Below are 24,372 nucleotides of genomic sequence, written 5' to 3'. Positions count from 1 at the left end.
GATCGCACGGCTGAAGGGGAACATGCCATGAGCGCCGAGGACCTCGAGAAGTACGAGACCGAGATGGAGCTCAAGCTCTACCGGGAGTACCGCGATGTCGTCGGTCTGTTCAAATACGTGATCGAGACCGAGCGGCGCTTCTATCTGACCAACGACTACGAGATGCAGGTGCACTCGGTCCAGGGTGAGGTGTTCTTCGAGGTGTCCATGGCGGACGCCTGGGTGTGGGACATGTACCGGCCGGCCCGGTTCGTCAAGCAGGTCCGCGTCCTCACGTTCAAGGACGTGAACATCGAGGAGTTGAACAAGAGCGACCTGGAACTGCCCGGCAGCTGATCGTCACCCGAACAGGTGGTGGGGTTGTCCACAACCGGCGGGTAGCCCACCAAGATCCACTCGCCGGGTCCGGATGCGTGACGGTTGGCGCCGGAGGTGGTGCCGACATGAACGCACGAAGTGCGACGGGCAGGTACGGCGAGGATCTGGCGGCGAGGCGACTGGCCGAGGCCGGCATGACGGTGGTGGAGCGCAACTGGCGCTGCGGCAGGACCGGCGAGATCGACATCGTCGCCCGGGACGGCGACGCGCTCGTCGTCTGCGAGGTCAAGACCCGCCGGGGCGGCTCCTTCGAGCACCCCATGGCCGCGATGTCCCCGGAGAAGGCCGCGCGGCTGCGGGACCTCGCCGAGCGCTGGATCCAGTCGCACGGCGGAGCGCCGCCCGGCGGGGTCCGCATCGACCTGGTCGGGGTGGTCCTGCCGGACCGCGGCGCCCCGGTGGTCGAGCACGCGCGGGGGGTGGCGTGATGGGCTTCGCCCGCACCTGTTCGGTCACCCTCGTGGGCGTCGAGGGCGTGGTGGTCGAGGTGCAGGCCGACCTCGAACCGGGAGTCGCGGCGTTCACGCTCGTGGGCCTGCCGGACAAGAGCCTGACGGAGAGCCGGGACCGGGTCCGGGCCGCGGTGGTGAACTCCGGGGCCGAGTGGCCCCAGAAGAAGCTGACGGTGGGACTCAGCCCGGCTTCGGTGCCCAAAGCTGGCAGCGGTTTCGATCTCGCTGTTGCCTGTGCCGTTCTCGGGGCGAGCGAGCGGATCGACCCGCGGGTGCTCGCCGACATCGTGATGATCGGCGAGCTGGGCCTGGACGGCCGGGTGCGGCCGGTGCGGGGCATCCTGCCGGCCGTGCTGGCCGCGGCGGACGCCGGTTACGAGCAGGTCGTCGTGCCGGAGTGCGCGGCGGCCGAGGCGTCGCTGGTTCCCGGGGTGTCCGTGCTGGGGGTGCGCAGCCTGCGCCAGCTGATCGCGGTCCTGGCCGACGAACCGGTGCCCGACGAGGAACCCCTCGACGAGGGACGCCCCGACCCGCTGCTCGCCGGGCTGCGGGTGCCGGGCGCCGGGGCGGCCACCGGCATGCACGGCACGCACGCCGGGCACGACGCCGGACACGACCTGGCCGACGTCGTGGGCCAGATCGCGGCGCGCACGGCGGTGGAGGTCGCCGCCGTGGGCGGTCACCATCTGTTCCTGGAAGGGCCGCCGGGAGCCGGCAAGACGATGCTGGCGGAGCGGCTGCCCGGCATCCTGCCCCGGCTCGGCCGGGAGGAGTCGCTGGAGGTCACGGCCGTGCACTCGGTGGCGGGTCTGCTGCCGCCGGACAAGCCGATGATCGACGCCGCCCCCTACTGCGCCCCGCACCACTCGGCCACCATGCAGTCGCTCGTCGGCGGCGGCCACGGCGTCGCCCGGCCCGGCGCGGTGTCCCTGTCGCACCGCGGGGTGCTCTTTCTGGACGAGGCCCCGGAATTCGGCTCGCAGGCCCTCGACGCGCTGCGGCAGCCGCTGGAGTCGGGGCACGTGGTGATCGCCCGCAGCGCGGGGGTGGTGAGGTTCCCGGCGAAGTTCCTGATGGTCCTCGCGGCCAACCCCTGCCCCTGCGGCCGCTACTCCCTCACCGGCGACCTGTGCGAGTGCCCGCCCTCGGCGGTCCGCCGGTACCAGGCCCGGCTGTCCGGGCCGTTGCTCGACCGGGTCGACCTGCGGGTGGAGGTGGACCGGGTGACACGGGCCGAGCTGGTCGACCGGGGGACGCGCGGCGAGTCCAGCGCGACGGTCGCCGACCGGGTGCGGGCGGCCAGGGAGCGCGCCACGGCGCGGCTCGCGGAGACTCCGTGGCGGACCAACAGCGAAGTGCCCGGCCGGGAGCTGCGCAGCCGGTGGCAGGCTGCGCCGGGCGCCATGGACGAGGCCGAGCGCACGCTGGAGCGGGGGGCGCTGACGGCCCGCGGACTCGACCGGGTCCTGCGCGTCGCCTGGACGATCGCCGACCTGGTCGGCCACTCCCGCCCCGACGCCACGGACGTGGCCCTGGCACTGCAACTGCGCACGGGGGTGCCGCGGGGGGTGCCCATGGCGATCGGGGCGTTGACGTGAGCGGGGGTGAGGCGCGGGGCGCGCGGGCGTGGGACGGCGACCGGTCGGGAGGGGACGTGGCACGCGGCGGCGGGGCCTGGGCTTCCGGGGAGCAGCCTGGTCCCGGGCGGGCCGACTGCGAGCCGCGCACCGGCGGCTGGACCGCCGCTCCCGAGTCCGGCACCCGGTCCGCCCACGAGTCCGGCACCCGGTCCGTTCCCGAGTCCGGCACCCGGTCCGCCCCCGAGTCCGGCACCCGGTCTGCCCCTGGGGCCGGCACCCGGTCCGCCCCTGAGGCCGGCGCGGATGCGCCTCGTCCCGAGCTGCTCGCCCGGGTCTTCCTCACCCGGGTCCTGGAGCCCGGGGACGAGGCGGGCGGACGGTGGGTGCGGGAGTTGGGGGCCGGTGAGGTGGTGCGGCGACTGCGGGACGGGGGCAGGCCGCTGCCCGGGGTGAGCGCCAGGCGGTGGGCCGGGATACGGGCGCGGGCCGCGCGGGCCGAGCCGGAACGGGACCTCGCGGTCGCGCGGGCGTCGGGGGTGCGGTTCGTGTGCCCGGGTGCGGCCGAGTGGCCCGGGCAGCTCGACGACCTGGGGGACGCGCGGCCGCTCGGGCTGTGGGTGCGCGGGCGGGCCGGCCTGCGCATGTGGGCGCTCCGATCCGTCGCCCTCGTCGGCGCGCGGGCGTGCACCGAGTACGGGTCGCACATGGCGGTCACCCTCGCCGCGGGGCTGGCCGAGCGCGGCTGGGTGGTCGTCTCCGGCGGAGCCTACGGCGTCGACGGGGCCGCCCATCGGGGCGCCCTCGGCGCGGGCGGCGCCACCGTCGCCGTACTCGCCTGCGGCGTCGACCGGCCCTATCCGCGCGGACACGCCCAGCTGATCGGCCGGATCGCGGAACAGGGCCTGGTGGTCGGGGAGTTGCCGCCCGGCGAGCATCCGACACCCAGCCGGTTCGTGCTGCGCAACCGGGTCATCGCCGCGCTGACCCGGGGCACCGTGGTGGTGGAGGCCGCCCACCGCAGCGGATCCCTGGTCACCGCGCGGGCGGCGCAGCGGCTGGGGCGGCACACCATGGGCGTGCCGGGGCCCGCCACCAGCGCGCTGTCCGCCGGTGTGCACGAGCTGCTGCGCGGTGGCGCCGAGCTGGTCACCGACGCCGCCGAGGTCGTAGAACTCGTCGGGGAAGTGGGCGAGCTGGCCCCGGAGCGGCGCGGCCCGGTGCTGCCGCGCGACCTGCTGGAGCCGGCCGCCCGCCGGGTTCTCGCCGCGCTGCCGGGCTCCTCGGCGGCCGGGCCGGCCGAGATCGCGCGGGTCGCGCTGACCACACAGGACGACGCCATCGCGAGACTGTACGAACTCAGAGCGCTTGGTTACGTCGAACGACACGGCGATGACTGGAAGTTGACACGCCAGGCGGTGACGTCCGTTCGAGAGGGCCGCGCCGCCCGCTGACCCAGCGTGTTCGGCCGTCCGGGGGAACCGCCGCGGTCCTGCCGGAAGCCCTTGTGGAATCGCGGAGTTGACGCCTTCCGGCGATGACGCACAGCGACCGCGGTGACCCGGTGGTGCGGCCGGTCGAACGCATCCCGGTACCGGTGTCCGGCCGTTCTTCGCACACCGCGACTCTTCAGTCACGCTACGCTCACGAGGATCTCGGACGAACCAACAGAATCAGCACCGGCGCAAGCAGCAGAGCCGGCAGGACCAACGGACAGAACCACCAGACGGCGAACCGACGGCAAGGACCGACAGGTCACCCAGGCAGCACCCTCACGGCAGAACGGCACAAGGCGACGAATGCCCCAGCACACCTCCGGGTCCGACCGGGCGGCGATCCCCCCAGCCGCCCGCGACGGTGGCAGCGTGCGGCCGCCCGCTCCCTCGACGCTCGACGAGCTGTGGCGGTCGTACAAGGCGACGGGGGACGAGCGGCTGCGGGAGCAGCTGATCCTGCACTACTCGCCGCTCGTGAAGTATGTGGCGGGACGGGTGAGCGTCGGCCTGCCGCCCAACGTCGAGCAGGCCGATTTCGTCTCCTCCGGCGTGTTCGGGCTGATCGACGCGATCGAGAAGTTCGACATCGACCGGGAGATCAAGTTCGAGACGTACGCGATCACCCGGATCCGGGGCGCGATGATCGACGAGCTGCGCGCGCTGGACTGGATCCCGAGGTCGGTGCGGCAGAAGGCGCGGAACGTGGAGCGGGCGTACGCGACCTTGGAGGCCCGGCTGCGGCGTACTCCGAGCGAGAGCGAGGTGGCCGCCGAGCTGGACATCGCGGTGGAGGAACTGCACGCGGTTTTCAGCCAGTTGTCGCTGGCGAACGTCGTGGCCCTGGAGGAGCTGCTGCACGTCGGCGGCGAGGGCGGCGACCGGCTGAGCCTGATGGACACGCTCGAGGACACCACGGCGGACAACCCGGTGGAGGTGGCCGAGGACCGGGAGCTGCGGCGGTTTCTGGCACGGGCGATCAACACGCTGCCGGAGCGGGAGAAGACCGTGGTCACGCTGTATTACTACGAGGGCCTGACGCTCGCCGAGATCGGCAATGTGCTCGGCGTCACCGAGAGCAGGGTCAGCCAGATCCACACCAAGTCGGTGCTCCAGCTGCGCGCGAAGCTGGCCGGCTTCGGCCGGTGATCCGCGTCCGCCCGTACCGGTCCAAAGCGGTGCGCGTCACTCCCGCTCGCCGGAGTGGCTCCGTACAGTGGACGTCGTGCCAAGGATTCGAGCGGCCTCCGTGGCCGAGCACCGGTCGATGCAGCGAGCCGCCCTGCTGGACGCGGCTCGCTCCCTGCTGTCCGAGGGCGGTACGGAGGCGCTGACCTTCCCGGCCCTCGCCGAGCGCACGGGACTGGCGCGGTCGTCCGTGTACGAGTACTTCCGCTCGCGGGCGGCCGTGGTCGAGGAACTGTGCGCCGTCGACTTCCCGGTCTGGGCGGCCGAGGTCCAGGCCGCGATGGCTGCGGCCGACGAGGCCGAGGGCAAGGTCGAGGCCTATGTCCGCAAGCAGCTGGAACTGGTCGGCGACCGCCGGCACCGGGCCGTCGTCGCGATCTCCGCGAGCGAGCTGGACGCCGGCGCCCGCGAGAAGATCCGTGCCGCGCACGGGGGCCTGGTGGCGATGATCGGCGCCGCGCTGGCAGACCTGGGCCACACCGAGCCGCGACTCGCGGCGATGCTGCTCCAGGGCGTCGTGGACGCGGCGGTGCGCCGTATCGAGCTGGGCGCGGCGGAGGACCCGGGGGCCATCACCGAGGCCGCGGTGGCCATGGCCCTGCGGGGCGTGCGGGGCTGACCGGCCCCTGCGCCGTTCAGTGGGGCTCACGGCCCCTGCGCCGGGCCGAGGGGCTCACGGCCCCTGCGCCGGGCCGAGGGGCTCACGGCCCCTGCGCCGGGCCGAGGGGCTCACGGCCCCTGCGCCGGCCGCGGGGCTCGCGGTCGCTGCCCCGGGCCACGGGTCTCACGGCCCCTACGCCGGTCCGCGGGTCGGCCGGGCAGCGGCACCCCCAGCACCGGAAGCAGTCTCGACGGCCCCCGGCGCAGCAGCCACGGCGGCAGCAGGGACAGCGGGTCCAGATAGGCCTCCCCGCGCCGCAGGCCCCAGTGGACGCAGGGCGTCGTGCAGTGCGAGCCGGTCGCCTCGACCGTGCCGATCATCTGGCCGGGAATCACCTCGTCGCCCTTGACCACGGTCACCCGTACGGGTTCGAACGTGGTGCGCAGCGCGGGCGTACCCGTGCCCGTCAGGGTCACGGCGACCACGCCCTTTCCGGCCACCCGGCCCGCGAAGGTCACCCGCCCCGCCGCGACCGCACGGACGGGCGCACCCGCAGGCGCCGCGAGGTCGACCCCGCGGTGACCGCGGGCGTACGGCGTCGGCGGCGGCTCCCAGCCCCGGGACACCACGGGACGCACCCCCACCGGCCAGTTCCGGCCGACCGCAGGCACAGGCGGCGGCGGTGGGCTCGGCGTCCGCGGCGCCGATACGGCCGGGGCCCGGGGCGGTGCGGAAGCAACCCGCGGGGCCGGGGCCGCCCCGGCCGGGAGGATCGCGACAGCGGTCAGCAGCACGAGGACGAGGAACGGCAACAGCCCCGCCGCACCCCTCGTCGCCCATCGGTACGCAGGTACGGAACACATGACGGCCACCGTCCCGCACCCCGGGCGAGCAGGGCCGCAGCCTGTGGACCGCCCGCAGGTTGTGGACAGCCGCGTCACCCGGCGGTGCGACGGTCCCGTACACTTCTCGTGGCGACCCGGGCCACCGGGTCGACTTCGCACGCCCCGGTACCTCCCCGGTATCAGCGCCCCTCGGTCCTTCGCGGCAACGGCGCACAGCGGGCGTCAGGCGCGGCAGCCGTCCGGCAGCCGCGGCACAACCGAGAAATTCAAGGAGATACGGCCATGGCCGTCGTCACGATGCGGGAGCTGCTGGAGAGCGGCGTCCACTTCGGTCACCAGACCCGTCGCTGGAACCCGAAGATGAAGCGCTTCATCTTCACCGAGCGCAACGGCATCTACATCATCGACCTGCTCCAGTCGCTGTCGTACATCGACCGCGCCTACGAGTTCGTCAAGGAGACCGTCGCCCACGGCGGCACGGTCATGTTCGTCGGCACGAAGAAGCAGGCGCAGGAGGCCATCGCCGAGCAGGCCACCCGCGTCGGCATGCCCTACGTCAACCAGCGCTGGCTGGGCGGCATGCTCACCAACTTCTCCACCGTCTACAAGCGTCTGCAGCGCCTCAAGGAGCTCGAGCAGATCGACTTCGAGGACGTGGCCGCCTCCGGCCTCACCAAGAAGGAGCTGCTGGTCCTCTCGCGCGAGAAGGCCAAGCTGGAGAAGACCCTCGGCGGTATCCGCGAGATGCAGAAGGTGCCCAGCGCCGTCTGGATCGTGGACACCAAGAAGGAGCACATCGCGGTCGGCGAGGCCCGGAAGCTCAACATCCCGGTCGTCGCCATCCTCGACACCAACTGCGACCCCGACGAGGTCGACTACAAGATCCCGGGCAACGACGACGCGATCCGCTCCGTCACCCTGCTCACCCGCGTGATCGCCGACGCGGTGGCCGAGGGCCTCATCGCCCGCTCCGGTGTTGCCACCGAGGGCAAGGGCGAGAAGGCCGCCGGCGAGCCGCTGGCCGAGTGGGAGCGCGACCTGCTCGAGGGCGAGAAGAAGGCCGACGGCGAGGACAGCGCCGAGAAGCCGGCCGAGGCCCCCGCTGCCGAGGCCCCCGCTGCCGAGGCCGCCGCCGAGGAGGCCCCCGCCGCCGAGGCTCCGGCCGCCGAGGCTCCGGCCGCCGAGGGCGAGCAGGCCTGACCGCCGACGTCAGCGTTGACGGCGGGGGCGGTGACATGAACTCCGCCCCCGCCGTTCACCCGTAGGTCAGCATCGAGTCGCGGATCTGCATCTACATGTGGATCGCAGACCGTGCAGATCTCCGATCCTCCAGACTTCGAGAAAGACTCACAGACTCATGGCGAACTACACCGCCGCCGACGTCAAGAAGCTCCGCGAGCTCACCGGCGCCGGCATGATGGACTGCAAGAAGGCGCTGGACGAGGCCGAGGGCAACGTCGAGAAGGCCGTCGAGGCGCTCCGTATCAAGGGCCAGAAGGGCGTCGCCAAGCGCGAGGGCCGCTCCGCCGAGAACGGCGCCGTGGTCTCCATCATCGCCGACGACAACTCCTCCGGCGTCCTGGTCGAGCTGAAGTGCGAGACGGACTTCGTCGCCAAGGGCGACAAGTTCCAGGCCGTCGCCAAGACCATCGCCGAGCACGTCGCCAAGACCTCCCCGGCCGACATCGAGGCGCTGCTCGCCTCCGAGATCGAGCCCGGCAAGACGGTCCAGGCGTACGTGGACGAGGCCAACGCCAACCTCGGCGAGAAGATCGTCCTGGACCGCTTCGCGCAGTTCGCGGACGGCTTCGTGACCGCGTACATGCACCGCACCATGCCCGACCTGCCCCCGCAGATCGGTGTCCTGGTCGAGCTGGACAAGCCGAACGCCGAGGTCGCCAAGGGCGTCGCGCAGCACATCGCCGCCTTCGCGCCGAAGTACCTCTCCAAGGAGGACGTGCCGGCCGACGTCGTCGAGTCGGAGCGCCGCATCGCCGAGGAGACCACCCGCGCCGAGGGCAAGCCCGAGGCCGCGATCGCCAAGATCGTCGAGGGTCGCCTGAACGGCTTCTTCAAGGACGCCACGCTGCTCGGTCAGCCGTACGCCCTCGACAACAAGAAGTCGGTCCAGAAGGTCCTGGATGAGGCCGGTGTCACCCTGAAGCGCTTCTCGCGCATCAAGGTCGGCATCTGAGTCCGAACCGCGAGCGACTCGCGGACCCGGGCGGAACGCCGTGAGGAATACCGCTAGGGTCGACCGCAGTCGTCCGTGCCGTGCGCGCCGGCGCCCGGCGGGTCACGGACGACAGCAGATCTGACGAGGAGGCCATTGCCGCGTAGGGGATGTGAACCCACCACCGGCAATGGCCTTCTTCGTATGTGCACCACGTATGAAGAGGCGAGAACCCCATGACGACGCAGGCCCAGAAGAGCGACGACGGCAAAGTACCCGGCCGGTTTCTGCTGAAGCTGTCCGGTGAGGCCTTCTCCGGCGGCGGGGGCCTGGGCGTCGACCCGGACGTGGTGCACGCCATCGCCCGCGAGATCGCGGCCGTCGTCCGCGACGGCGCGCAGATCGCCATCGTCATCGGCGGCGGCAACTTCTTCCGCGGCGCCGAACTCCAGGTCCGCGGCATGGACCGGGCCCGCTCCGACTACATGGGCATGCTCGGCACCGTGATGAACTGCCTCGCCCTCCAGGACTTCCTGGAGAAGGAGGGCATCCAGTGCCGGGTGCAGACCGCCATCACCATGGGGCAGGTCGCCGAGCCGTACATTCCGCTGCGCGCCGTACGGCACCTGGAGAAGGGCCGCGTGGTGATCTTCGGCGCCGGTATGGGCATGCCGTACTTCTCCACCGACACCACCGCCGCCCAGCGCGCCCTGGAGATCGACGCCGAGGCGCTGCTGATGGGCAAGAACGGCGTCGACGGTGTCTACGACTCCGACCCCAAGACCAACCCGGACGCGGTCCGGTTCGACTCCCTCGGCTACGGCGACGTCATCACCCGGGACCTCAAGGTCGCCGACGCCACCGCCGTCACGCTGTGCCGCGACAACAAGCTGCCCATCGTGGTCTTCGAGCTGCTGAAGGAGGGCAATATCGCCCGCGCCGTCAAGGGTGAGAAGATCGGCACGCTCGTGGGTGACCAGGGCAGCCGGGACTGACCGGTGAACCACGCTGCCCGGCCGGGGGATGGACAATGTCCCGCCGGTCGGGAAACGTGCAGGAAGAAGACGCGACGCAGCCGGCCGCCGACCGCAGCCACGGAACCGCAGCCGGGCCTACTCAAGACACGCAGGAGCAAGTGGTGATCGAAGAGACCCTCCTCGAGGCCGAGGAGAAGATGGAGAAGGCCGTCGTGGTCGCCAAGGAGGACTTCGCCGCGATCCGCACCGGCCGTGCGCACCCGGCGATGTTCAACAAGATCGTGGCCGACTACTACGGCGCGCCGACGCCGATCAACCAGCTGGCTTCGTTCTCCGTGCCGGAGCCGCGCATGGCCGTCGTGACCCCGTTCGACAAGAGCGCGCTGCGCAACATCGAGCAGGCGATCCGCGACTCCGACCTGGGCGTCAACCCGAGCAACGACGGCAACATCATCCGCGTGGTGTTCCCCGAGCTGACCGAGGAGCGCCGACGCGAGTACATCAAGGTCGCCAAGGGCAAGGGCGAGGACGCCAAGGTGTCCATCCGCTCGGTGCGCCGCAAGGCCAAGGACGCCATCGACAAGCTGGTCAAGGACGGCGAGGTCGGCGAGGACGAGGGCCGCCGTGCGGAGAAGGAGCTCGACGACACCACCGCGAAGTACGTCGCCCAGGTGGACGAGCTGCTCAAGCACAAGGAAGCGGAGCTTCTCGAGGTCTGATGAACGACTCTTCCTGGGGGGCGCCGCCGCACGCTGGGTACTGGGGGCCGTCCGACCGGGGGCCCCTCCAGGGGGTCGCCCCGGCGGGTCCCGCCTACGATGCGCTCGCCGCGCAGCAGACTCGCCCCATGCCCATCGTGCCCGACGTGTCCGCCCACGGCGGAGACCAGGATGACGAGAGGGGGGCCGCTCGGCCGGGCGGCCCCTCCTTCCGCGACCAGAGCCGGCCGGCGCCGCACCACGGCGCGGCCCCGCAGAATCCGGAGCCCATGCCCGACGCCCCGCAGCCGGCCCCCGCACCGCAGAAGAAGAGCGCGGGACGGGACCTGGGCGCGGCGATAGGGGTCGGCGTCGGACTCGGCGCGGTGATCGTCGTGTCGCTGTTCGTCGTCAAGGCCGTGTTCGTGGGCGTGATCGCGGTCGCCGCGGCCGTCGGGCTGTGGGAGCTGACCAAGCGGCTCGAGGAGCGCAAGCAGATCCACGTGCCGCTCGTGCCGCTCGCGGTGGGCGGCGCTGCGATGGTCGTCGCCGGTTATGCGCGGGGCGCCGAGGGCGCGTGGGTGGCCATGGCGCTCACGGCGCTGGCGGTGCTCGTGTGGCGGATGACCGCACCGCCGGAGAACTATCTCAGGGACGTGACGGCGGGCGTCTTCGCCGCGTTCTACGTCCCGTTCCTGGCGACGTTCGTCTCGATGATGCTCGCCGCGGACGACGGCCCGCGCCGGGTGCTGACGTTCCTGCTGCTGACGGTGGTCAGCGACACCGGGGCGTACGCGGTGGGTTGGCGGTTCGGCCGGCGCAAGCTGGCGCCGCGCATCAGCCCCGGCAAGACCCGCGAGGGGCTCCTCGGCGCGGTGGCGTTCGCCATGGCGGCGGGCGCGCTGTGCATGCAGTTCCTGGTGGACGACGGCGCCTGGTGGCAGGGCCTGCTCCTGGGCCTCGCGGTCGCCGCCAGCGCCACGCTGGGCGACCTCGGCGAGTCCATGATCAAGCGGGACCTCGGCATCAAGGACATGGGTACCCTGCTGCCCGGGCACGGCGGCATCATGGACCGGCTGGACTCGCTGCTGCCGACGGCGCCGGTGGTGTGGCTGCTGCTGGTGCTGTTCGTGGGCAGCGGCTGACCGACGGCAGTGGGCGAGGGCCCGTCGTCCTTCGGGGCGGGGGGCCCTCGCCGCGTTCACGGGTTCCGGCTGGTACCTGCACGAGTGGCTGCAGGCGTTCACAGGGGGAGAGCGACGATGAGCAGACGGACGAGACCCTGCCGCGCGTGCGGCGTCCCGGTCCGGCAGCCGCGGATACGGATCCGCAGGAGCCGCTACAAGTACTGCAAGGACCACCGTGAGGGCTGGTTCTCCGCGATCACGGATCTGCTGGGCGATCTCTAGCGCGGCGGGCGGGCGTCCGGGGCGGCGTTTTCGATCTGCGACACTGGTAGGACCATGCCCAAGCCCGGAGAACTCACTTTCGTCGCCCCGCGCGGAGCCAAGAAGCCGCCGCGGCACCTTGCCGATCTCTCGCCCGCCGAGCGCAGGGAAGCCGTCGCCGAGATCGGCGAGAAGCCGTTTCGCGCCAAGCAGCTCTCGCAGCACTACTTCGCGCGGTACGCGCACGACCCCGAGCAGTGGACCGACATCCCCGCCGGTTCGCGTGCCAGGCTGCGGGAGGCGCTGTTCCCCGAGCTGATGACCGTCGTACGGCATCTGTCGACCGACGAGGGCGCCACCCGCAAGACGCTGTGGCGGCTGTTCGACGGCACGCTGGTCGAGTCGGTGCTGATGCGCTACCCGGACCGGGTGACGATGTGCATCAGCTCGCAGGCCGGATGCGGGATGAACTGCCCGTTCTGCGCCACCGGGCAGGCGGGACTGGACCGGAACCTGTCGACGGCCGAGATCGTGCACCAGATCGTGGACGGCATGCGGGCGCTGCGGGACGGCGAGGTGCCGGGCGGGCCGGCGCGGCTGTCCAACATCGTCTTCATGGGGATGGGCGAGCCGCTCGCCAACTACAAGCGGGTCGTCGGCGCCATCCGCGCGCTGACCGACCCCGAGCCGGACGGGCTGGGGCTGTCGCAGCGCGGGATCACCGTGTCCACCGTCGGACTGGTCCCGGCGATCCACCGGTTCGCCGACGAGGGCTTCAAGTGCCGGCTCGCGATCTCCCTGCACGCTCCCGACGACGAGCTGCGCGACACCCTCGTGCCCGTCAACACCCGGTGGAAGGTCCGCGAGGTGCTCGACGCGGGCTTCGGCTACGCGGCCAGGTCCGGGCGGCGGCTGTCCATCGAGTACGCGCTGATCCGCGACATCAACGACCAGGCATGGCGCGGCGACCGGCTCGGCCGGCTGCTCAAGGGTCGGCCGGTGCACGTCAACCTGATCCCGCTCAACCCCACGCCCGGCTCGAAGTGGACCGCCTCGCGGCCCGAGGACGAGAAGGCGTTCGTGGAGGCCATCGCCGCGCACGGGGTGCCGGTCACTGTCCGGGACACCCGTGGCCAGGAGATCGACGGGGCGTGTGGTCAGCTCGCGGCCACCGAGCGGTAGTCTGACCTTCGTACGTACATGTTCGTGATCTGAGTATTCCTACATATTCCGACAGGGGAGCGCCACAGCGCTGAGAGTGCGGTTCAAGACCGCAGACCCTCCGAACCTCGCCCAGGTCATTCTGGGTAGGGAGATCGGTCACCACTCGAGCTGTTGCGCCCTGCCCGCGAACGGGCAGGGCCGCGTCTCTTCCTGGTCAGCCAGGAGGAAATCGGTGAGCACCACCGCCAAGAAGTTCACGGCCGCGGTCGTGGGGCTGGGCCTCGTCACGCTGTCCGCGTGCACGTCCGGCGACTCCGACGGCTCCGACGGCACCGGGACGTCCGGTTCGAAGACCGTGACGCTGGTCAGCCACGACTCGTGGGTCGTGTCGAAGGACGTGATCGCCTCCTTCGAGAAGAAGTCCGGCTACCGGCTCAAGGTCCTCATGGACGGCGACGCCGGTACCGCCGTCAACAAGGCCATCCTCACCAAGGACAACCCGCAGGGCGACGTCTTCTTCGGCGTCGACAACACCCTGCTCTCCCGCGCGCTCGACAACGGCCTGTTCCAGCCGTACGAGGCGAAGGGCGCCGACCTGATCCGCCCGGAGTACCGCGACGAGACGGTGAAGCACCGGGTCACGCCCGTCGACACCGGCGACGTCTGCGTCAACTACGACAAGAAGTACTTCGCCGACCGCAAGCTGGACCCGCCGCGGACCTTCGACGACCTGGTGAAGCCCGCGTACCGGGACCTCCTCGTCACCGAGAACGCCGCCACCTCCTCGCCCGGCCTCGCCTTCCTGCTCGGCACCGCCGCCGCGTACGGGGACGAGGGCTGGCCGGAGTACTGGAAGAAGCTCAAGGCCAACGGCGTGAAGGTGGTCGACGGCTGGGAGCAGGCCTACAACGAGGAGTTCTCCGGGTCCTCCGGCGGCCGGGAGGCCGGCGGAGAGCGGCCGCTCGTCGTCTCGTACGCCTCCTCGCCGCCCGCCGAGGTCGTCTTCGCCGACCCCAGGCCGGACACCGCCCCGACCGGCGTGGCGACCGGCACCTGCTTCCGGCAGATCGAATACGCCGGGCTGCTCGGCAACGCGAAGAACCCCGAGGGCGGCAAGGCGCTGCTGGACTTCCTGATCTCGAAGGAGTTCCAGGAGGACATGCCGCTGAACATGTTCGTCCACCCGGTGCGCGAGGGCGCCCAGGTGCCCGAGGAGTTCAGGAAGTACGGGCGGCAGGCCGAGGACCCGCGGACCATGGCCCCGGACGACATCGCCGCCCACCGCGACGAGTGGGTCGGCGCGTGGACCTCGCTCGTCCTGAAGTGACGTCCCGGGCGCTCCGTGCGAAGGGGAGCGCGGCGCGGCTGGGCCTGATCGCCCTGCCCGTCGCGTTCTTCGGCGTCTTCTTCGCCCACCCCGTCGCCGCGATCGTCGCCCGCGGTCTGCGCGTCGACGGGGCCTGGCAGTTGGGCCGGATCGCGGACGTCCTCACCCGGCCGGACATCCGGCACGTCCTGTGGTTCACCACCTGGCAGGCCCTGCTCTCCACCGCGCTGACGCTGCTGATCGCGCTGCCCGCCGCCTACGCCTTCGCCCGCCTCGACTTCCCCGGCAAGCAGGTGCTGCGGGCGGTGGCGACCGTGCCGTTCGTGCTGCCGACGGTCGTCGTCGGCTCGGCGTTCCTCGCGCTGGTCGGGCGCGGCGGACTGCTGGACGAGCTGTGGGGCGTCCGGCTCGACACCACCGTGTGGGCGATCCTGCTCGCGCACGTCTTCTTCAACTACGCCGTCGTCGTCCGCACGGTCGGCGGGCTGTGGGCCCAGCTCGACCCGCGCCAGGAGGAGGCCGCGCGCATGCTCGGCGCCTCGCCGCTGCGGGCGTGGCGGCAGGTCACGCTGCCCGCGCTCGCGCCCGCCGTGGCCGCCGCCGCGCTGATGGTCTTCCTGTTCACCTTCACCTCCTTCGGCGTCGTGCAGATCCTCGGCGGACCGGCCTTCGCGACCCTGGAGGTGGAGATCTACCGGCAGACCTCCGAGATCTTCGACCTGTCCACGGCCGCGGTGCTCACGCTCATCCAGTTCCTCGCGGTCGGCGCGATCCTCGCCCTGCACGCCTGGACGGTACGGCGCAGGGAGACCGCGCTGAAGCTGGTCGACGCCTCCGTCACCGCGCACCGGCCGCGCGGAGCGGGGGAGCGGTGGCTGCTGGCCGGGGTCCTCGCCACCGTGGCGGCGCTGATCCTGCTGCCGCTGGCCGTGCTCGTCGAACGGTCCCTCGACGCCCCCGACTTCGCCTACTACCGGGCGCTGACCAGTCAGGAGGGCGGCAGTTTCCTGGTGCCGCCGATCAACGCGGTCGGCAACTCCCTCGGGTACGCCGTCGTCGCCACCGCCATCGCCGTGCTGGTCGGCGGGCTGGCCGCCGCCGCGCTGACCCGGCGGGACGCGGGCCGGTTCGTGCGCGGCTTCGACGCGCTGCTGATGCTGCCGCTCGGCGTGTCCGCGGTGACCGTGGGCTTCGGCTTCCTGATCGCGCTCGACGAGCCGCCGCTGGACCTGCGTTCCTCCTGGCTGCTGGTGCCGGTGGCGCAGGCGCTGGTCGGGGTGCCGTTCGTGGTGCGGACGATGCTGCCCGTGCTGCGGGCGGTGGACGCGCGGCTGCGCGAGGCGGCGGCGGTGCTCGGGGCGTCGCCCTGGCGGGTCTGGCGCGAGGTCGACCTGCCGATGGTGCGGCGGGCGCTGCTGGTCGCGGCCGGGTTCGCGTTCGCCGTGTCCCTCGGCGAGTTCGGCGCCACGGTGTTCATCGCCCGGCCCGACAACCCGACGCTGCCGGTCGCCGTGGCCCGGCTGCTGGGCCGGCCCGGCGAACTCAACTACGGGCAGGCGATGGCCCTGTCCACGATTCTGATGGTGGTGTGCGCGGTGGCCCTGCTGGTGCTGGAACGTCTGCGTACCGACCGGACGGGAGAGTTCTGATGCTGCTGGCCCTCCAGGACGCCACCGTCCGATTCGGCGGGCGGGCCGTGCTCGACGGCGTCGGCCTGGGCGTCGCCGAGCACGAGATCGTGTGCGTGCTCGGGCCGAGCGGCAGCGGCAAGTCGACGTTGCTGCGGGCGGTCGCCGGACTGCAGCCGCTGGATTCCGGGCGGGTGCTGCTCGACGGGCGGGACCAGGCGGGGACGCCCGCGCACAAGCGGGGCGTCGGGCTGATGTTCCAGGACCATCAGCTGTTCCCGCAGCGGGACGTGGCCGGCAATGTGGCCTTCGGGCTGCGGATGCACGGGGCGCCGAAGGAGCGGCAGCGCGAACGGGTCGCGCAGCTGCTGGAGCTGGTCGGGCTGCCGGGCGCCGGGCGGCGGGCCGTCGCCTCGCTCTCCGGGGGTGAGCAGCAGCGGGTCGCCCTCGCCCGGGCGCTGGCGCCGCGGCCGAGGCTGCTGATGCTGGACGAGCCGCTCGGGCAGCTCGACCGCTCTCTGCGGGAGCGGCTGGTGGTGGAGCTGCGCGAGCTGTTCACCCGGTTGGGCACCACCGTGCTCGCCGTGACGCACGACCAGGGCGAGGCGTTCGCGCTGGCCGACCGGGTCGTGGTCATGCGGGACGGACGGATCGCCCAGTCGGGCTCGCCCCTTGACGTGTGGCAGAGGCCGGCCGACGCGTTCGTGGCCCGCTTCCTCGGCTTCGAGAACGTGACCTCGGCGACAGTGGGCGGACGGGCCGCGGACACGCCGTGGGGCAGGCTGCCCGTGCCCGAGGGCGCCCCCCAGGGCTCCCGGACCCTGCTCGTACGGCCCGCCGGGGTGCGCCTGGTCGAGGCCGGCGCCGGCCTGCGCTGCACGGTGGTCGCGCGCACGTTCAAGGGCACCCATGTCGCCGTACAGCTCCAGCCGGAGGGCACGCCGCGGCTGGAGGCGGCGTGTGCTTTGCGGGACGCTCCCGAGGCCGGGGGCGTGGTCGGGGTGGAGTTCGACCCGGCGGAAATCGTGGTGCTCGGCTGACCGGGCGACCGTAGGGTGCGGGCATGACCGACCGTGCCGAACCTTTGACGTACGACCGCTACTGCGAGGAAATCGCCGCGCAGGCACAGGAGTTGGAGGTGCTGGTCGCCTCCGGCGCCGATCTGTCCGCGACCGTGCCGACCTGCCCGGACTGGACCCTGGAACAGCTCGTCCGGCACGTCGGCTCCGCCCTGCGCTGGGCGGAGCTGATGGTGCGCACCCGCGCCGTGGAGATGATCCCCGGGGACCGGGTGCCGGGAGCGGCCGGGCCCGAGGCCCGGGGGGACGCGCCGGCGCTGGCGGCCTGGATGGCCGAGAGCGGCGAGCGGTTGGCGCGCACCCTGCGCGAGGCCGGGCCCGACGCCGAGGTGTGGGGCTGGGCCGGGACCCGCACCGCGGGTTTCTGGGCGCGCCGGATGACCCACGAACTCGCCGTCCACCGCGCCGACGCGGTCCTCGCCGCCGGCCTGCCGTACCGCGTGGCCCCCGAGATCGCCGCCGACGCCCTCGACGAGTGGCTCGGCATCGTGGCGTACCTCCAGCGCTATGCCCCCGGCGAGGCGACGCGCGAGCTGCTCGGGCGGACCGGCAGCATCCACCTGCACGCCACCGACACGGACGCCGCCCTCGACGCCGAGTGGACCATCGAACTCACCGGGGAGGGGGTGGTGTGGCGGCGCGGCCACGAGAAGGCGACCGTCGCCCTGCGCGGGCCGCTCACCTCCGTGCTGCTCGCGTTCTACCGCCGACTGCCGCTGGACAGCCCCGGCCTCGACGTGCTCGGCGAGCGCGGGCTGCTGGAGTTCTGGCTGGAGCGGGCGTCCTTCGACTGAGGAGAACGCCCGCCCGGGACGGCGTTCGACCGAAGCCGCCCGCCGGGGGCGACCTGCGCATGAGGCCGCCCGCCGGGGCGACCTTCGCCGATGCCCCGCCCGCTCGGCTCAGCGGTCGTCGTTCGTGCCCCGGCGACGCAGGCCCAGGAACACCGCGGCCACGCCGACGGCGACCAGCACGGCGGCGATGCCGATGATCAGGCCGGTGTTGGAGCTGGAGCCGGTCGCGGCGAGATGGGAGTCGCCGGTGGCCGGCGACGGGACGCTGTCCGCGGAGGCCGGCGGGATGCTGGTCTGCGGAGTGGCCGGCGCGGGCGCCTGGGACGTCGGGTGCGCCGAGATGGCGGCCGCCGGCTGCGACGGGGCCGGCTTCGGGTCCTCGGAGTCGTCGGCGCAGGCCGTGCCCGGCGCGGTCAGATTCGGCCGGATGTCCTCGTCGACCTCGGCGCCGGCCTTGACGCGGATCCGGTAGACGGCGCCCGGCTTCCAGTCCTCGGCGAAGACCACGCTGACGCCCTCGGCCGAGCCCCGGACCTCCTGCTCACCGACGAACCGGGCGTCCGCCCCGTTGTTCTCGAGGTAGACGGAGACGAGCGCGGGCGTGCCGGCCGGATCCTTGGCCGTGACCGTGATGATCCCCTTGCCGCCGTCGCACTCGGCCGCGGCGGAGAACTGACCGATGTCACTGGCGAACGCGTGGCCCGCGACGCCGAGCGCGAGCGCGGCCGAGACGGAGGCGGCACCGAGGAAACGCACGCGGCGACGTGCGGTGCGGTGGATTATGGACACGTTTGTCCTTCAGGATCGCGCAGATTGCGGGGGGTTGAGGGGAGAGGCGGGACGATCGGAGTGTGCCGGCGCCTCACCACTCCCAGGAGACTCACAGGTCTATAAGCGTTCGATAACAGTGTCAATCCGCGGTCCCCGCGGGGGACTTGCCTTTACCCGCTCATGGGCCGCGAAGGGGTCTTACCGGCCACCGAGCCGCTCGAGGGCCGCCGGCGCCTCCTCGATGGTGTCCACCAGCGCGATCCGCGCCTCCATCGGCCGCTCCCGGGCGAGTGATCGCAGCAGCGGCCAGGCCGGCAACCGCTCCGTCCAGTGCGCGCGGTCGACCAGAACCATGGGGGTCGGCTCGCCGCGCGACTCGTAGTAGTTCGGGGTCGTGTTGTCGAAGATCTCCTGCACGGTCCCGGCCGCTCCCGGCAGGAAGACCACACCCGCGGTGCAGCGCGCCAACAGGCCGTCCTCGCGGGTGGCGTTGGCGAAGTACTTGGCGATGTGCGCGGCGAAGGCGTTCGGCGGCTCATGGCCGTAGAACCAGGTCGGGACGCCGACCGAGGGACCGCCGTGCGGCCAGCGGGCGCGCACCTCGAAGGCGGCCCGCGCCCAGTCGGTGACCGACGGGACGAACTGCGGTGCCTCGGCGAGGAGCCGCAGGGCCTCGGCGAGCATCCCGTCGTCGAACGGGGCGGCGTACGCGCCGAGGTTGGCCGCTTCCATCGCACCCGGGCCGCCGCCGGTGGCGACGGTCAGTCCGGCGCGGGCCAGCTCGCGCCCGAGCCGGGCGGCGCCCTCGTACGGCGCGGTGCCGCGCGCCATCGCGTGGCCGCCCATGACGCCCACCACCCGTGCGCCGACGAGGAGTTCGTCGAGCGCGTCGGAGATCGCGTCGTCGTGGACGGTGCGCAGCATGGACGCGAAGACGTCCCCGTCGGCCCGGGTCGACCGGAACCAGGCGTAGGCGTGGAAGTCGGGGGTGGCCTCGTAGCCCGCGTCGAGGGAGTCGAACAGCTCCTCGGGGGTGTACACGAAGCCCCGGTACGGGTCGAAGGGCAGGCCCGGTGCGGGCGGGAAGACGAGTGCCCCGGCGGCGGCGACCCGGTTCGCGGCCTCGGGGCTCATCGGGCAGCCGAGGAAGACGGCGCCCGAGACGTCGGCGGTCAGCAGGCGGTCCGTACGGCCGGTCAGATCGACGGCCTGGACCCGGAACCGGGCCAGGGTGCCATGGGCGGCGAGGACCTCGTCGAACTCGGCGAGCGACTCGATCTCGCGGTCGTGCGAGGCTGTGTGGGAGGCCGTGGCGCCGGTGGGGAAGGCTCCGCTGGACGAGTCCGCGGGGGCCGGCGCGGGAGCGGACGGGTGGGATGCGCGGGCGGGTGGTTGCTGCACCCGCCCATGCTAGGCACGAGGGCCGCCCGCCCCGCCGACGGGCGGCCGGTGCGGGCTCAGCCCTCGATGGCCGCCGGGTCCATCCACACGACCTCCCAGGTGTGGCCGTCCAAGTCGTCGAAGGCGCGGCCGTACATGAAACCGAGGTCCTGGGTCTCGCCCGAGGCGGTGCCGCCCGCCGCGATCGCCTTGTCCACCAGCTCGTCCACGTTCTCGCGGCTCTCGGCGCTCAGCGCGATCAGGACCTCGCTGGTCTTCGTGGCGTCCGCGATCTCCTTCTTGGTGAACTGGGCGTACTTCTCCTTGGAGAGCATCATCGCGATGATCGTGTCGCTGATCACGACGCTGGCCGTGGTCTCGTCGCTGAACTGGGGGTTGATCGAGTAGCCCAGTTCCGTGAAGAACTTCTTCGAGGCCTCGATGTCGTTCACGGGCAGGTTCACGAAGATCATCTGCTGGTACATGGCGGGGCCTTTCCCGTCGGGTTCGTCGTGTTCGGTGGGTAGACCGGGGCGGGTCCGCGAACTCATCGGCGCCCGAAGATTTTTTTCCGCGGGATCTCCGCAGTGTCCCTCAGCGGGCCAGGGGCTGGGCGGCCAGCTCGGCGACGACCAGGGTCAGCGGCGTGAAGACGGCGACGAGCGCCCCGGCGCGCAGCGCGGCGGCGGCGCGCAGCAGCGCGGCGGGGGCCCCGAGCCGCACCAGGGCGGCGGTGGTCTCGGCGCGGATCTGCCGGGCCTCCACGGCCGCGGTGAGCAGCGTGGCGACGGCGCAGCCGGCGACGAGCAGCGCGCCGAGGGTGGACAGCGGACCGAAGGACGGCCCGTCCGGAGCGCGCAGGACGGCCGTCGCGTACGCGGCGGAGGCGACGGCGCAGACCACGCCGAGGGGCCGTCCGATGCGGGACGCCTCCGCCATCAGGACCCGGCCCGCGAGCAGCCGCAGCGCCCCGGGCCGGACGGCCTGGAGCAGCCTGCCGGACAGGTGCGTGAGGCCGGGGCCGGCGAGGGCGAGCCCGAGGGCGGTGAGCGCCCACCCGAGAAGCACGCCGGCCGGTCCGCCGGTCAGTCCTCCGGGGAGGGCGAGTCCGGCGGGAGTGGCCGTGGCATGCCCGGCGTAGGCCTCGACGGCGAGCCCGGCGGCGACGGTGGTCATGCCCCAGGGAAGGGCGACGGGGGCGGCGCGGTGGTCGGTGGGGAGGGGCGAGGGGGCGGTGACGCCGTACGCCGGGCGGGAGCGGTCCTCGTGGCGGTCCGTCGGACGGGGGGCCGCCTCCCACACGTCCGCCTCCCACACGTCGGTCTCCCGCGCGTCCGCGGTGCGCGCGGTCGGCGCCCGGTGGGGCCGGTGGCCGGAGGGGCCGTACGACCCGACGGCCGCGGGCGCGCGACCGGAACCCTCCGCCGCGTGGGGCCGGGGGGCGCCGTCCCGGCCGCCGGTCGCGTGGGCCCGGCGGGCCTCGCCGGCGCCGTCCGTCCCGACGGGCCGGGCGGCATCCGCGGACGGCGGGCGGACGCGGCCGCCCGCTCCGGCGGACCCGCGCCTGGTGCCGTGGCCGCCGGCCCGCGCCCACCCCGACCGGCCGCCCTGCCTCGCCCACCCCGACCGGCCGCCCTGCCTCCGCCCCGTGCGCCGGCTCTCCCGTGGCCGCAGGACCACGGCGACGGCCAGGGACGCCGCCGCCGGGACCAGGGCGAGGAGGGTGAGGGCGGCGGGGAGCGGGAGGGGGTGGCCCGCGGCGAGGAAGTCCGCCGCCGCGGCGTCGAAGGGCAGGCCCGTGAGGTCGCCGCGCAGGTGCAGGAAGAACAGCAGGGCGAGCGTCGAGCCGACGGTGGTCGACAGGGCCGTCGTCGTCGCCGCGACGGCCATCAGACGGGCCGGGCCGAGGCCGATCGCGGAGAGGCCGGGGCGGGGCCGGGTGCCGGGGTCGGTGCGGGCGACGGCCACCGCGAACTGGACGGTGGCGGCGAGCGGCGCCGCGCACCAGGCGAGCCGCAGCGCGGAGGCGGCCGGATCGTGCGGGTGGCTCAGCGCGTGGCCGAGGGCGCACAGCAGCAGGAAGCCCGTGCCCGCCGAGGCCGCCGCGACGAGCAGCCGGCGCAGCTGGACGGCCGGGTGGGCGCTTCGGGTCAGACGGAGAGCGAGCACGCGGCCCGGCCTTCCGAGTCGGCGACCGGCGGCAGGTGCACGGTGTTGACGCGCCGGCCGTCGCGCAGCGACACCGTGCGGTCGGCGACGGCCGCGGCGTCCGGGTCGTGGGTGGCGAACACGACGGTGATGCCGTGCGAGCGGGCGGCCGTGGTGAGGGTGCGCAGCACCTGGGCGCGGTCGGCGCGGTGCAGGGGAGCGGTCGGCTCGTCGGCGAACAGGACCGTCGGAGCGGGGGCCACCGCGCGGGCGACGCACACCCGCTGGCGCTCGGCCTTGGTGAGCTGGTGCGGGCGTTTGCGGGCCTTGCCGCCCACGTCGAGGCGCTCCAGCCACTCCAGGGCGGCGGCCTTGGCGCGGCGGCGGCCGATGCCGCGCAGCATCATCGGCAGCGCGGCGTTCTCCCAGGCGTTCAGCTCGGGGACCAGCGAGGGTCCCGGGTCGATCCAGGTGAAGCGCTCCCGGCGCAGCCGTTCACGGGCCACGGAGCCCATGGTGTGCACGGGGAGGCTGTTGAACCAGACCTCGCCGCGGCGGACGCGGACCAGTCCCGCGAGACAGTGCAGCAGGGTCGTTTTTCCGCTGCCGCGCGGACCCGTGACGGCGAGGATCTCGCCCTCCCGCACGGCGAGCGAGACGCCGCCGAGCGCGGCGAAGCCGTCGGGGTGGGTGAAGTGCAGGGACCGTGCCCACAGCACGTCGTTGTCCGGTGGGGCCTCCATGGGCGTACACCTCGGTTCTGATCCGTTTTCCCGTGTGGTCCCCCGTCCGGGGGAACGAACAGCCGGGCCGATCGGTCACTGGCACGCTAGGCAGACCACGCGGGAAGCCCGGACAGCACACGGCCCCGGGCGGCCGTTCTCACTCGAACGGACGGGTCCGGGGCCGGTGTTGATCAGCGACGGGACGGTCAGAGCTTCGTCCACGCCTCCGTCAGCGTCGCGCGCAGGATCTGCTCGATCTCGTCGAACGTCCGCTGGTCGGAGATCAGCGGCGGCGCGAGCTGCACGACCGGGTCGCCGCGGTCGTCGGCGCGGCAGTACAGGCCGTTCTCGAACAGGGCCTTGGACAGGAAGCCGTACAGGACCCGCTCGGTCTCCTCCGCGTCGAAGGATTCCTTGGTCGCCTTGTCCTTGACCAGTTCGATGCCGTAGAAGAAGCCGTTGCCGCGGACGTCGCCGACGATCGGCAGGTCGTGCAGCTTCTGCAGCGTGGAGAGGAACGCGCCCTCGTTGTCCAGGACGTGCTGGGTGAGGTTCTCCCGCTCGAACAGGTCGAGATTGGCCAGGCCCACCGCGGCGGAGACCGGGTGGCCGCCGAAGGTGTAGCCGTGCAGGAAGGTGTTGCCGCCCTTGTAGAACGGCTCGGCGAGACGGTCGGAGACGATGCACGCGCCGATCGGGGAGTAGCCCGAGGTCATGCCCTTGGCGCAGGTGATCATGTCCGGGACGTAGCCGAACTTGTCGCAGGCGAACATCGTGCCCAGGCGGCCGAAGGCGCAGATGACCTCGTCCGAGACGAGCAGCACGTCGTACCGGTCGCAGATCTCGCGCACCCGCTGGAAGTAGCCGGGCGGCGGCGGGAAGCAGCCGCCGGCGTTCTGCACCGGCTCCAGGAAGACCGCGGCCACCGTGTCCGGGCCCTCGAAGAGGATCTGCTGCTCGATCTGGTCGGCGGCCCAGCGGCCGAAGGCCTCGGGGTCGTCGCCGTGGATCGGGGCGCGGTAGATGTTGGTGTTCGGCACTTTGTGCGCGCCCGGCACCAGCGGCTCGAAGGGGGCCTTCAGGGCCGGCAGGCCGGTGATGGACAGGGCTCCCTGCGGGGTGCCGTGGTAGGCGACCGCGCGCGAGATGACCTTGTACTTGGTGGGCTTGCCCGTCAGCTTGAAGTACTGCTTGGCGAGCTTCCAGGCGGTCTCGACCGCTTCGCCGCCGCCGGTGGTGAAGAAGACCTTGTTCAGATCGCCCGGGGCGTGGTCGGCGAGGCGCTCGGCCAGCTCGACGGCGCGGGGGTGGGCGTAGGACCAGACCGGGAAGAAGGCCAGCTCCTGGGCCTGCTTGGCGGCGGTCTCGGCCAGCTCCGTGCGGCCGTGCCCGGCCTGGACCACGAACAGGCCCGCGAGTCCGTCGAGGTAGCGCCTGCCCTTGTCGTCGTAGATGTAGGTGCCCTCGCCGCGGACGATCGTCGGGACGGGGGAGTTCTCGTACGAGGACATGCGGGTGAAGTGCATCCACAGGTGGTCGTACGCGGAGCGGCTGAGGTCCTTGGTGCTCACGGTTATCGGGTCCTC

24 protein-coding genes and 1 riboswitch are annotated in these 24,372 nt (G+C 72.7%); of the genes, 17 read left to right on the top strand and 7 right to left on the bottom strand.

The features are described from left to right. The first annotated feature begins 27 nt into the window (after positions 1–27). From ABZY13_RS13510 to ABZY13_RS13485, 6 genes are all read left to right on the top strand, one after another. The gene (locus ABZY13_RS13510; RefSeq protein ID WP_005311352.1) at positions 28–336 is read left to right on the top strand and encodes a DUF2469 domain-containing protein; all 309 of its coding nucleotides are present in this window, start codon (positions 28–30) and stop codon (positions 334–336) included. 107 nt (positions 337–443) lie between these two features. Beyond that, positions 444–806: a YraN family protein gene (locus ABZY13_RS13505; RefSeq protein ID WP_356630041.1), complete on the top strand. Its 363-nt coding sequence runs from the start codon at positions 444–446 to the stop codon at positions 804–806. Beyond that, complete coding sequence (locus ABZY13_RS13500; RefSeq protein ID WP_356630039.1) at positions 806–2,428, top strand: YifB family Mg chelatase-like AAA ATPase; 1,623 nt, start codon at positions 806–808, stop codon at positions 2,426–2,428. Before ABZY13_RS13505 ends, ABZY13_RS13500 begins: the two co-directional genes overlap by 1 nt. A 302-nt stretch (positions 2,429–2,730) precedes the next feature. After that, a complete protein-coding gene (dprA, locus tag ABZY13_RS13495) occupies positions 2,731–3,861 on the top strand; it encodes a DNA-processing protein DprA (protein ID WP_356630154.1) in 1,131 nt (376 codons plus the stop codon). A 345-nt stretch (positions 3,862–4,206) separates the two neighbouring features. Continuing rightward, on the top strand, positions 4,207–5,049 hold the full coding sequence (gene whiG / locus ABZY13_RS13490; RefSeq protein WP_356630037.1) for an RNA polymerase sigma factor WhiG: 843 nt from the start codon (positions 4,207–4,209) through the stop codon (positions 5,047–5,049). Between the two features lie 100 nt (positions 5,050–5,149). Next, on the top strand, positions 5,150–5,707 hold the full coding sequence (locus tag ABZY13_RS13485; RefSeq protein WP_356630152.1) for a helix-turn-helix domain-containing protein: 558 nt from the start codon (positions 5,150–5,152) through the stop codon (positions 5,705–5,707). 110 nt (positions 5,708–5,817) lie between these two features. Here the strand turns inward: ABZY13_RS13485 and ABZY13_RS13480 are convergent, their stop codons facing one another. Next, a complete protein-coding gene (locus ABZY13_RS13480; protein ID WP_356630035.1) occupies positions 5,818–6,552 on the bottom strand; it encodes a M23 family metallopeptidase in 735 nt (244 codons plus the stop codon). Between the two features lie 264 nt (positions 6,553–6,816). Here ABZY13_RS13480 and rpsB point away from each other — a divergent pair, with 264 nt between their 5' ends. The 11 genes from rpsB (at position 6,817) to ABZY13_RS13425 (ending at position 17,762) form a co-directional block, all read left to right on the top strand. Then, on the top strand, positions 6,817–7,734 hold the full coding sequence (rpsB, locus tag ABZY13_RS13475; protein WP_356630033.1) for a 30S ribosomal protein S2: 918 nt from the start codon (positions 6,817–6,819) through the stop codon (positions 7,732–7,734). Between the two features lie 157 nt (positions 7,735–7,891). Beyond that, positions 7,892–8,728 carry a translation elongation factor Ts gene (tsf, locus tag ABZY13_RS13470; protein ID WP_356630031.1) on the top strand — a complete coding sequence of 279 codons (837 nt, stop codon included), beginning with the start codon at positions 7,892–7,894 and terminating at the stop codon, positions 8,726–8,728. 215 nt (positions 8,729–8,943) lie between these two features. Further along, positions 8,944–9,702, top strand: a complete 759-nt coding sequence (gene pyrH / locus ABZY13_RS13465) for a UMP kinase (RefSeq protein ID WP_356630029.1) — start codon at positions 8,944–8,946, stop codon at positions 9,700–9,702. A gap of 143 nt (positions 9,703–9,845) precedes the next feature. Beyond that, positions 9,846–10,403, top strand: a complete 558-nt coding sequence (gene frr, locus ABZY13_RS13460) for a ribosome recycling factor (protein ID WP_044388432.1) — start codon at positions 9,846–9,848, stop codon at positions 10,401–10,403. Continuing rightward, positions 10,403–11,527, top strand: a complete 1,125-nt coding sequence (locus ABZY13_RS13455) for a phosphatidate cytidylyltransferase (protein WP_356630026.1) — start codon at positions 10,403–10,405, stop codon at positions 11,525–11,527. Before frr ends, ABZY13_RS13455 begins: the two co-directional genes overlap by 1 nt. 117 nt (positions 11,528–11,644) lie before the next feature. Beyond that, complete coding sequence (locus ABZY13_RS13450; protein WP_356630024.1) at positions 11,645–11,791, top strand: hypothetical protein; 147 nt, start codon at positions 11,645–11,647, stop codon at positions 11,789–11,791. Positions 11,792–11,845: 54 nt separating this feature from the next. Beyond that, complete coding sequence (rlmN, locus tag ABZY13_RS13445; RefSeq protein ID WP_356630022.1) at positions 11,846–12,952, top strand: 23S rRNA (adenine(2503)-C(2))-methyltransferase RlmN; 1,107 nt, start codon at positions 11,846–11,848, stop codon at positions 12,950–12,952. A 43-nt stretch (positions 12,953–12,995) separates the two neighbouring features. Beyond that, a riboswitch (TPP riboswitch) is annotated at positions 12,996–13,102 on the top strand. A 64-nt stretch (positions 13,103–13,166) separates the two neighbouring features. Further along, the gene (locus ABZY13_RS13440; protein ID WP_356630020.1) at positions 13,167–14,261 is read left to right on the top strand and encodes a thiamine ABC transporter substrate-binding protein; all 1,095 of its coding nucleotides are present in this window, start codon (positions 13,167–13,169) and stop codon (positions 14,259–14,261) included. Next, on the top strand, positions 14,237–15,910 hold the full coding sequence (locus ABZY13_RS13435; protein ID WP_356630018.1) for an iron ABC transporter permease: 1,674 nt from the start codon (positions 14,237–14,239) through the stop codon (positions 15,908–15,910). The genes ABZY13_RS13440 and ABZY13_RS13435 overlap by 25 nt, the downstream gene beginning before the upstream one ends. Further along, positions 15,910–16,929 (top strand): ABC transporter ATP-binding protein, encoded by a 1,020-nt coding sequence (locus ABZY13_RS13430; protein WP_356630016.1) that lies wholly within the window; start codon positions 15,910–15,912, stop codon positions 16,927–16,929. Before ABZY13_RS13435 ends, ABZY13_RS13430 begins: the two co-directional genes overlap by 1 nt. Positions 16,930–16,952: 23 nt before the next feature. Beyond that, a complete protein-coding gene (locus tag ABZY13_RS13425; protein WP_356630014.1) occupies positions 16,953–17,762 on the top strand; it encodes a maleylpyruvate isomerase family mycothiol-dependent enzyme in 810 nt (269 codons plus the stop codon). A 108-nt stretch (positions 17,763–17,870) separates the two neighbouring features. On the opposite strand, the gene ABZY13_RS13420 is transcribed toward ABZY13_RS13425, so the two are convergent. From ABZY13_RS13420 to ABZY13_RS13395, 6 genes are all read right to left on the bottom strand, one after another. Then, a complete protein-coding gene (locus ABZY13_RS13420; protein ID WP_356630012.1) occupies positions 17,871–18,551 on the bottom strand; it encodes an LAETG motif-containing sortase-dependent surface protein in 681 nt (226 codons plus the stop codon). Between the two features lie 180 nt (positions 18,552–18,731). Further along, on the bottom strand, positions 18,732–19,811 hold the full coding sequence (locus tag ABZY13_RS13415) for a Rossmann fold nucleotide-binding protein (RefSeq protein ID WP_356630150.1): 1,080 nt from the start codon (positions 19,809–19,811) through the stop codon (positions 18,732–18,734). A 179-nt stretch (positions 19,812–19,990) separates the two neighbouring features. After that, positions 19,991–20,398 carry a VOC family protein gene (locus tag ABZY13_RS13410; protein ID WP_356630010.1) on the bottom strand — a complete coding sequence of 136 codons (408 nt, stop codon included), beginning with the start codon at positions 20,396–20,398 and terminating at the stop codon, positions 19,991–19,993. Positions 20,399–20,507: 109 nt separating this feature from the next. Further along, positions 20,508–22,082 (bottom strand): hypothetical protein, encoded by a 1,575-nt coding sequence (locus ABZY13_RS13405; RefSeq protein ID WP_356630008.1) that lies wholly within the window; start codon positions 22,080–22,082, stop codon positions 20,508–20,510. Then, the gene (locus ABZY13_RS13400; protein ID WP_356630006.1) at positions 22,064–22,804 is read right to left on the bottom strand and encodes an ATP-binding cassette domain-containing protein; all 741 of its coding nucleotides are present in this window, start codon (positions 22,802–22,804) and stop codon (positions 22,064–22,066) included. The genes ABZY13_RS13405 and ABZY13_RS13400 overlap by 19 nt, the downstream gene beginning before the upstream one ends. A 188-nt stretch (positions 22,805–22,992) precedes the next feature. Further along, positions 22,993–24,357 carry an aspartate aminotransferase family protein gene (locus ABZY13_RS13395; RefSeq protein WP_356630004.1) on the bottom strand — a complete coding sequence of 455 codons (1,365 nt, stop codon included), beginning with the start codon at positions 24,355–24,357 and terminating at the stop codon, positions 22,993–22,995. Between the last annotated feature and the right edge of the window lie 15 nt (positions 24,358–24,372).

The organism is Streptomyces sp. NPDC006610, from assembly GCF_040611575.1.
In the GTDB taxonomy this organism is placed as follows: Bacteria; Actinomycetota; Actinomycetes; order Streptomycetales; family Streptomycetaceae; genus Streptomyces.
This window is presented reverse-complemented; position numbering and strand designations above follow the sequence as displayed.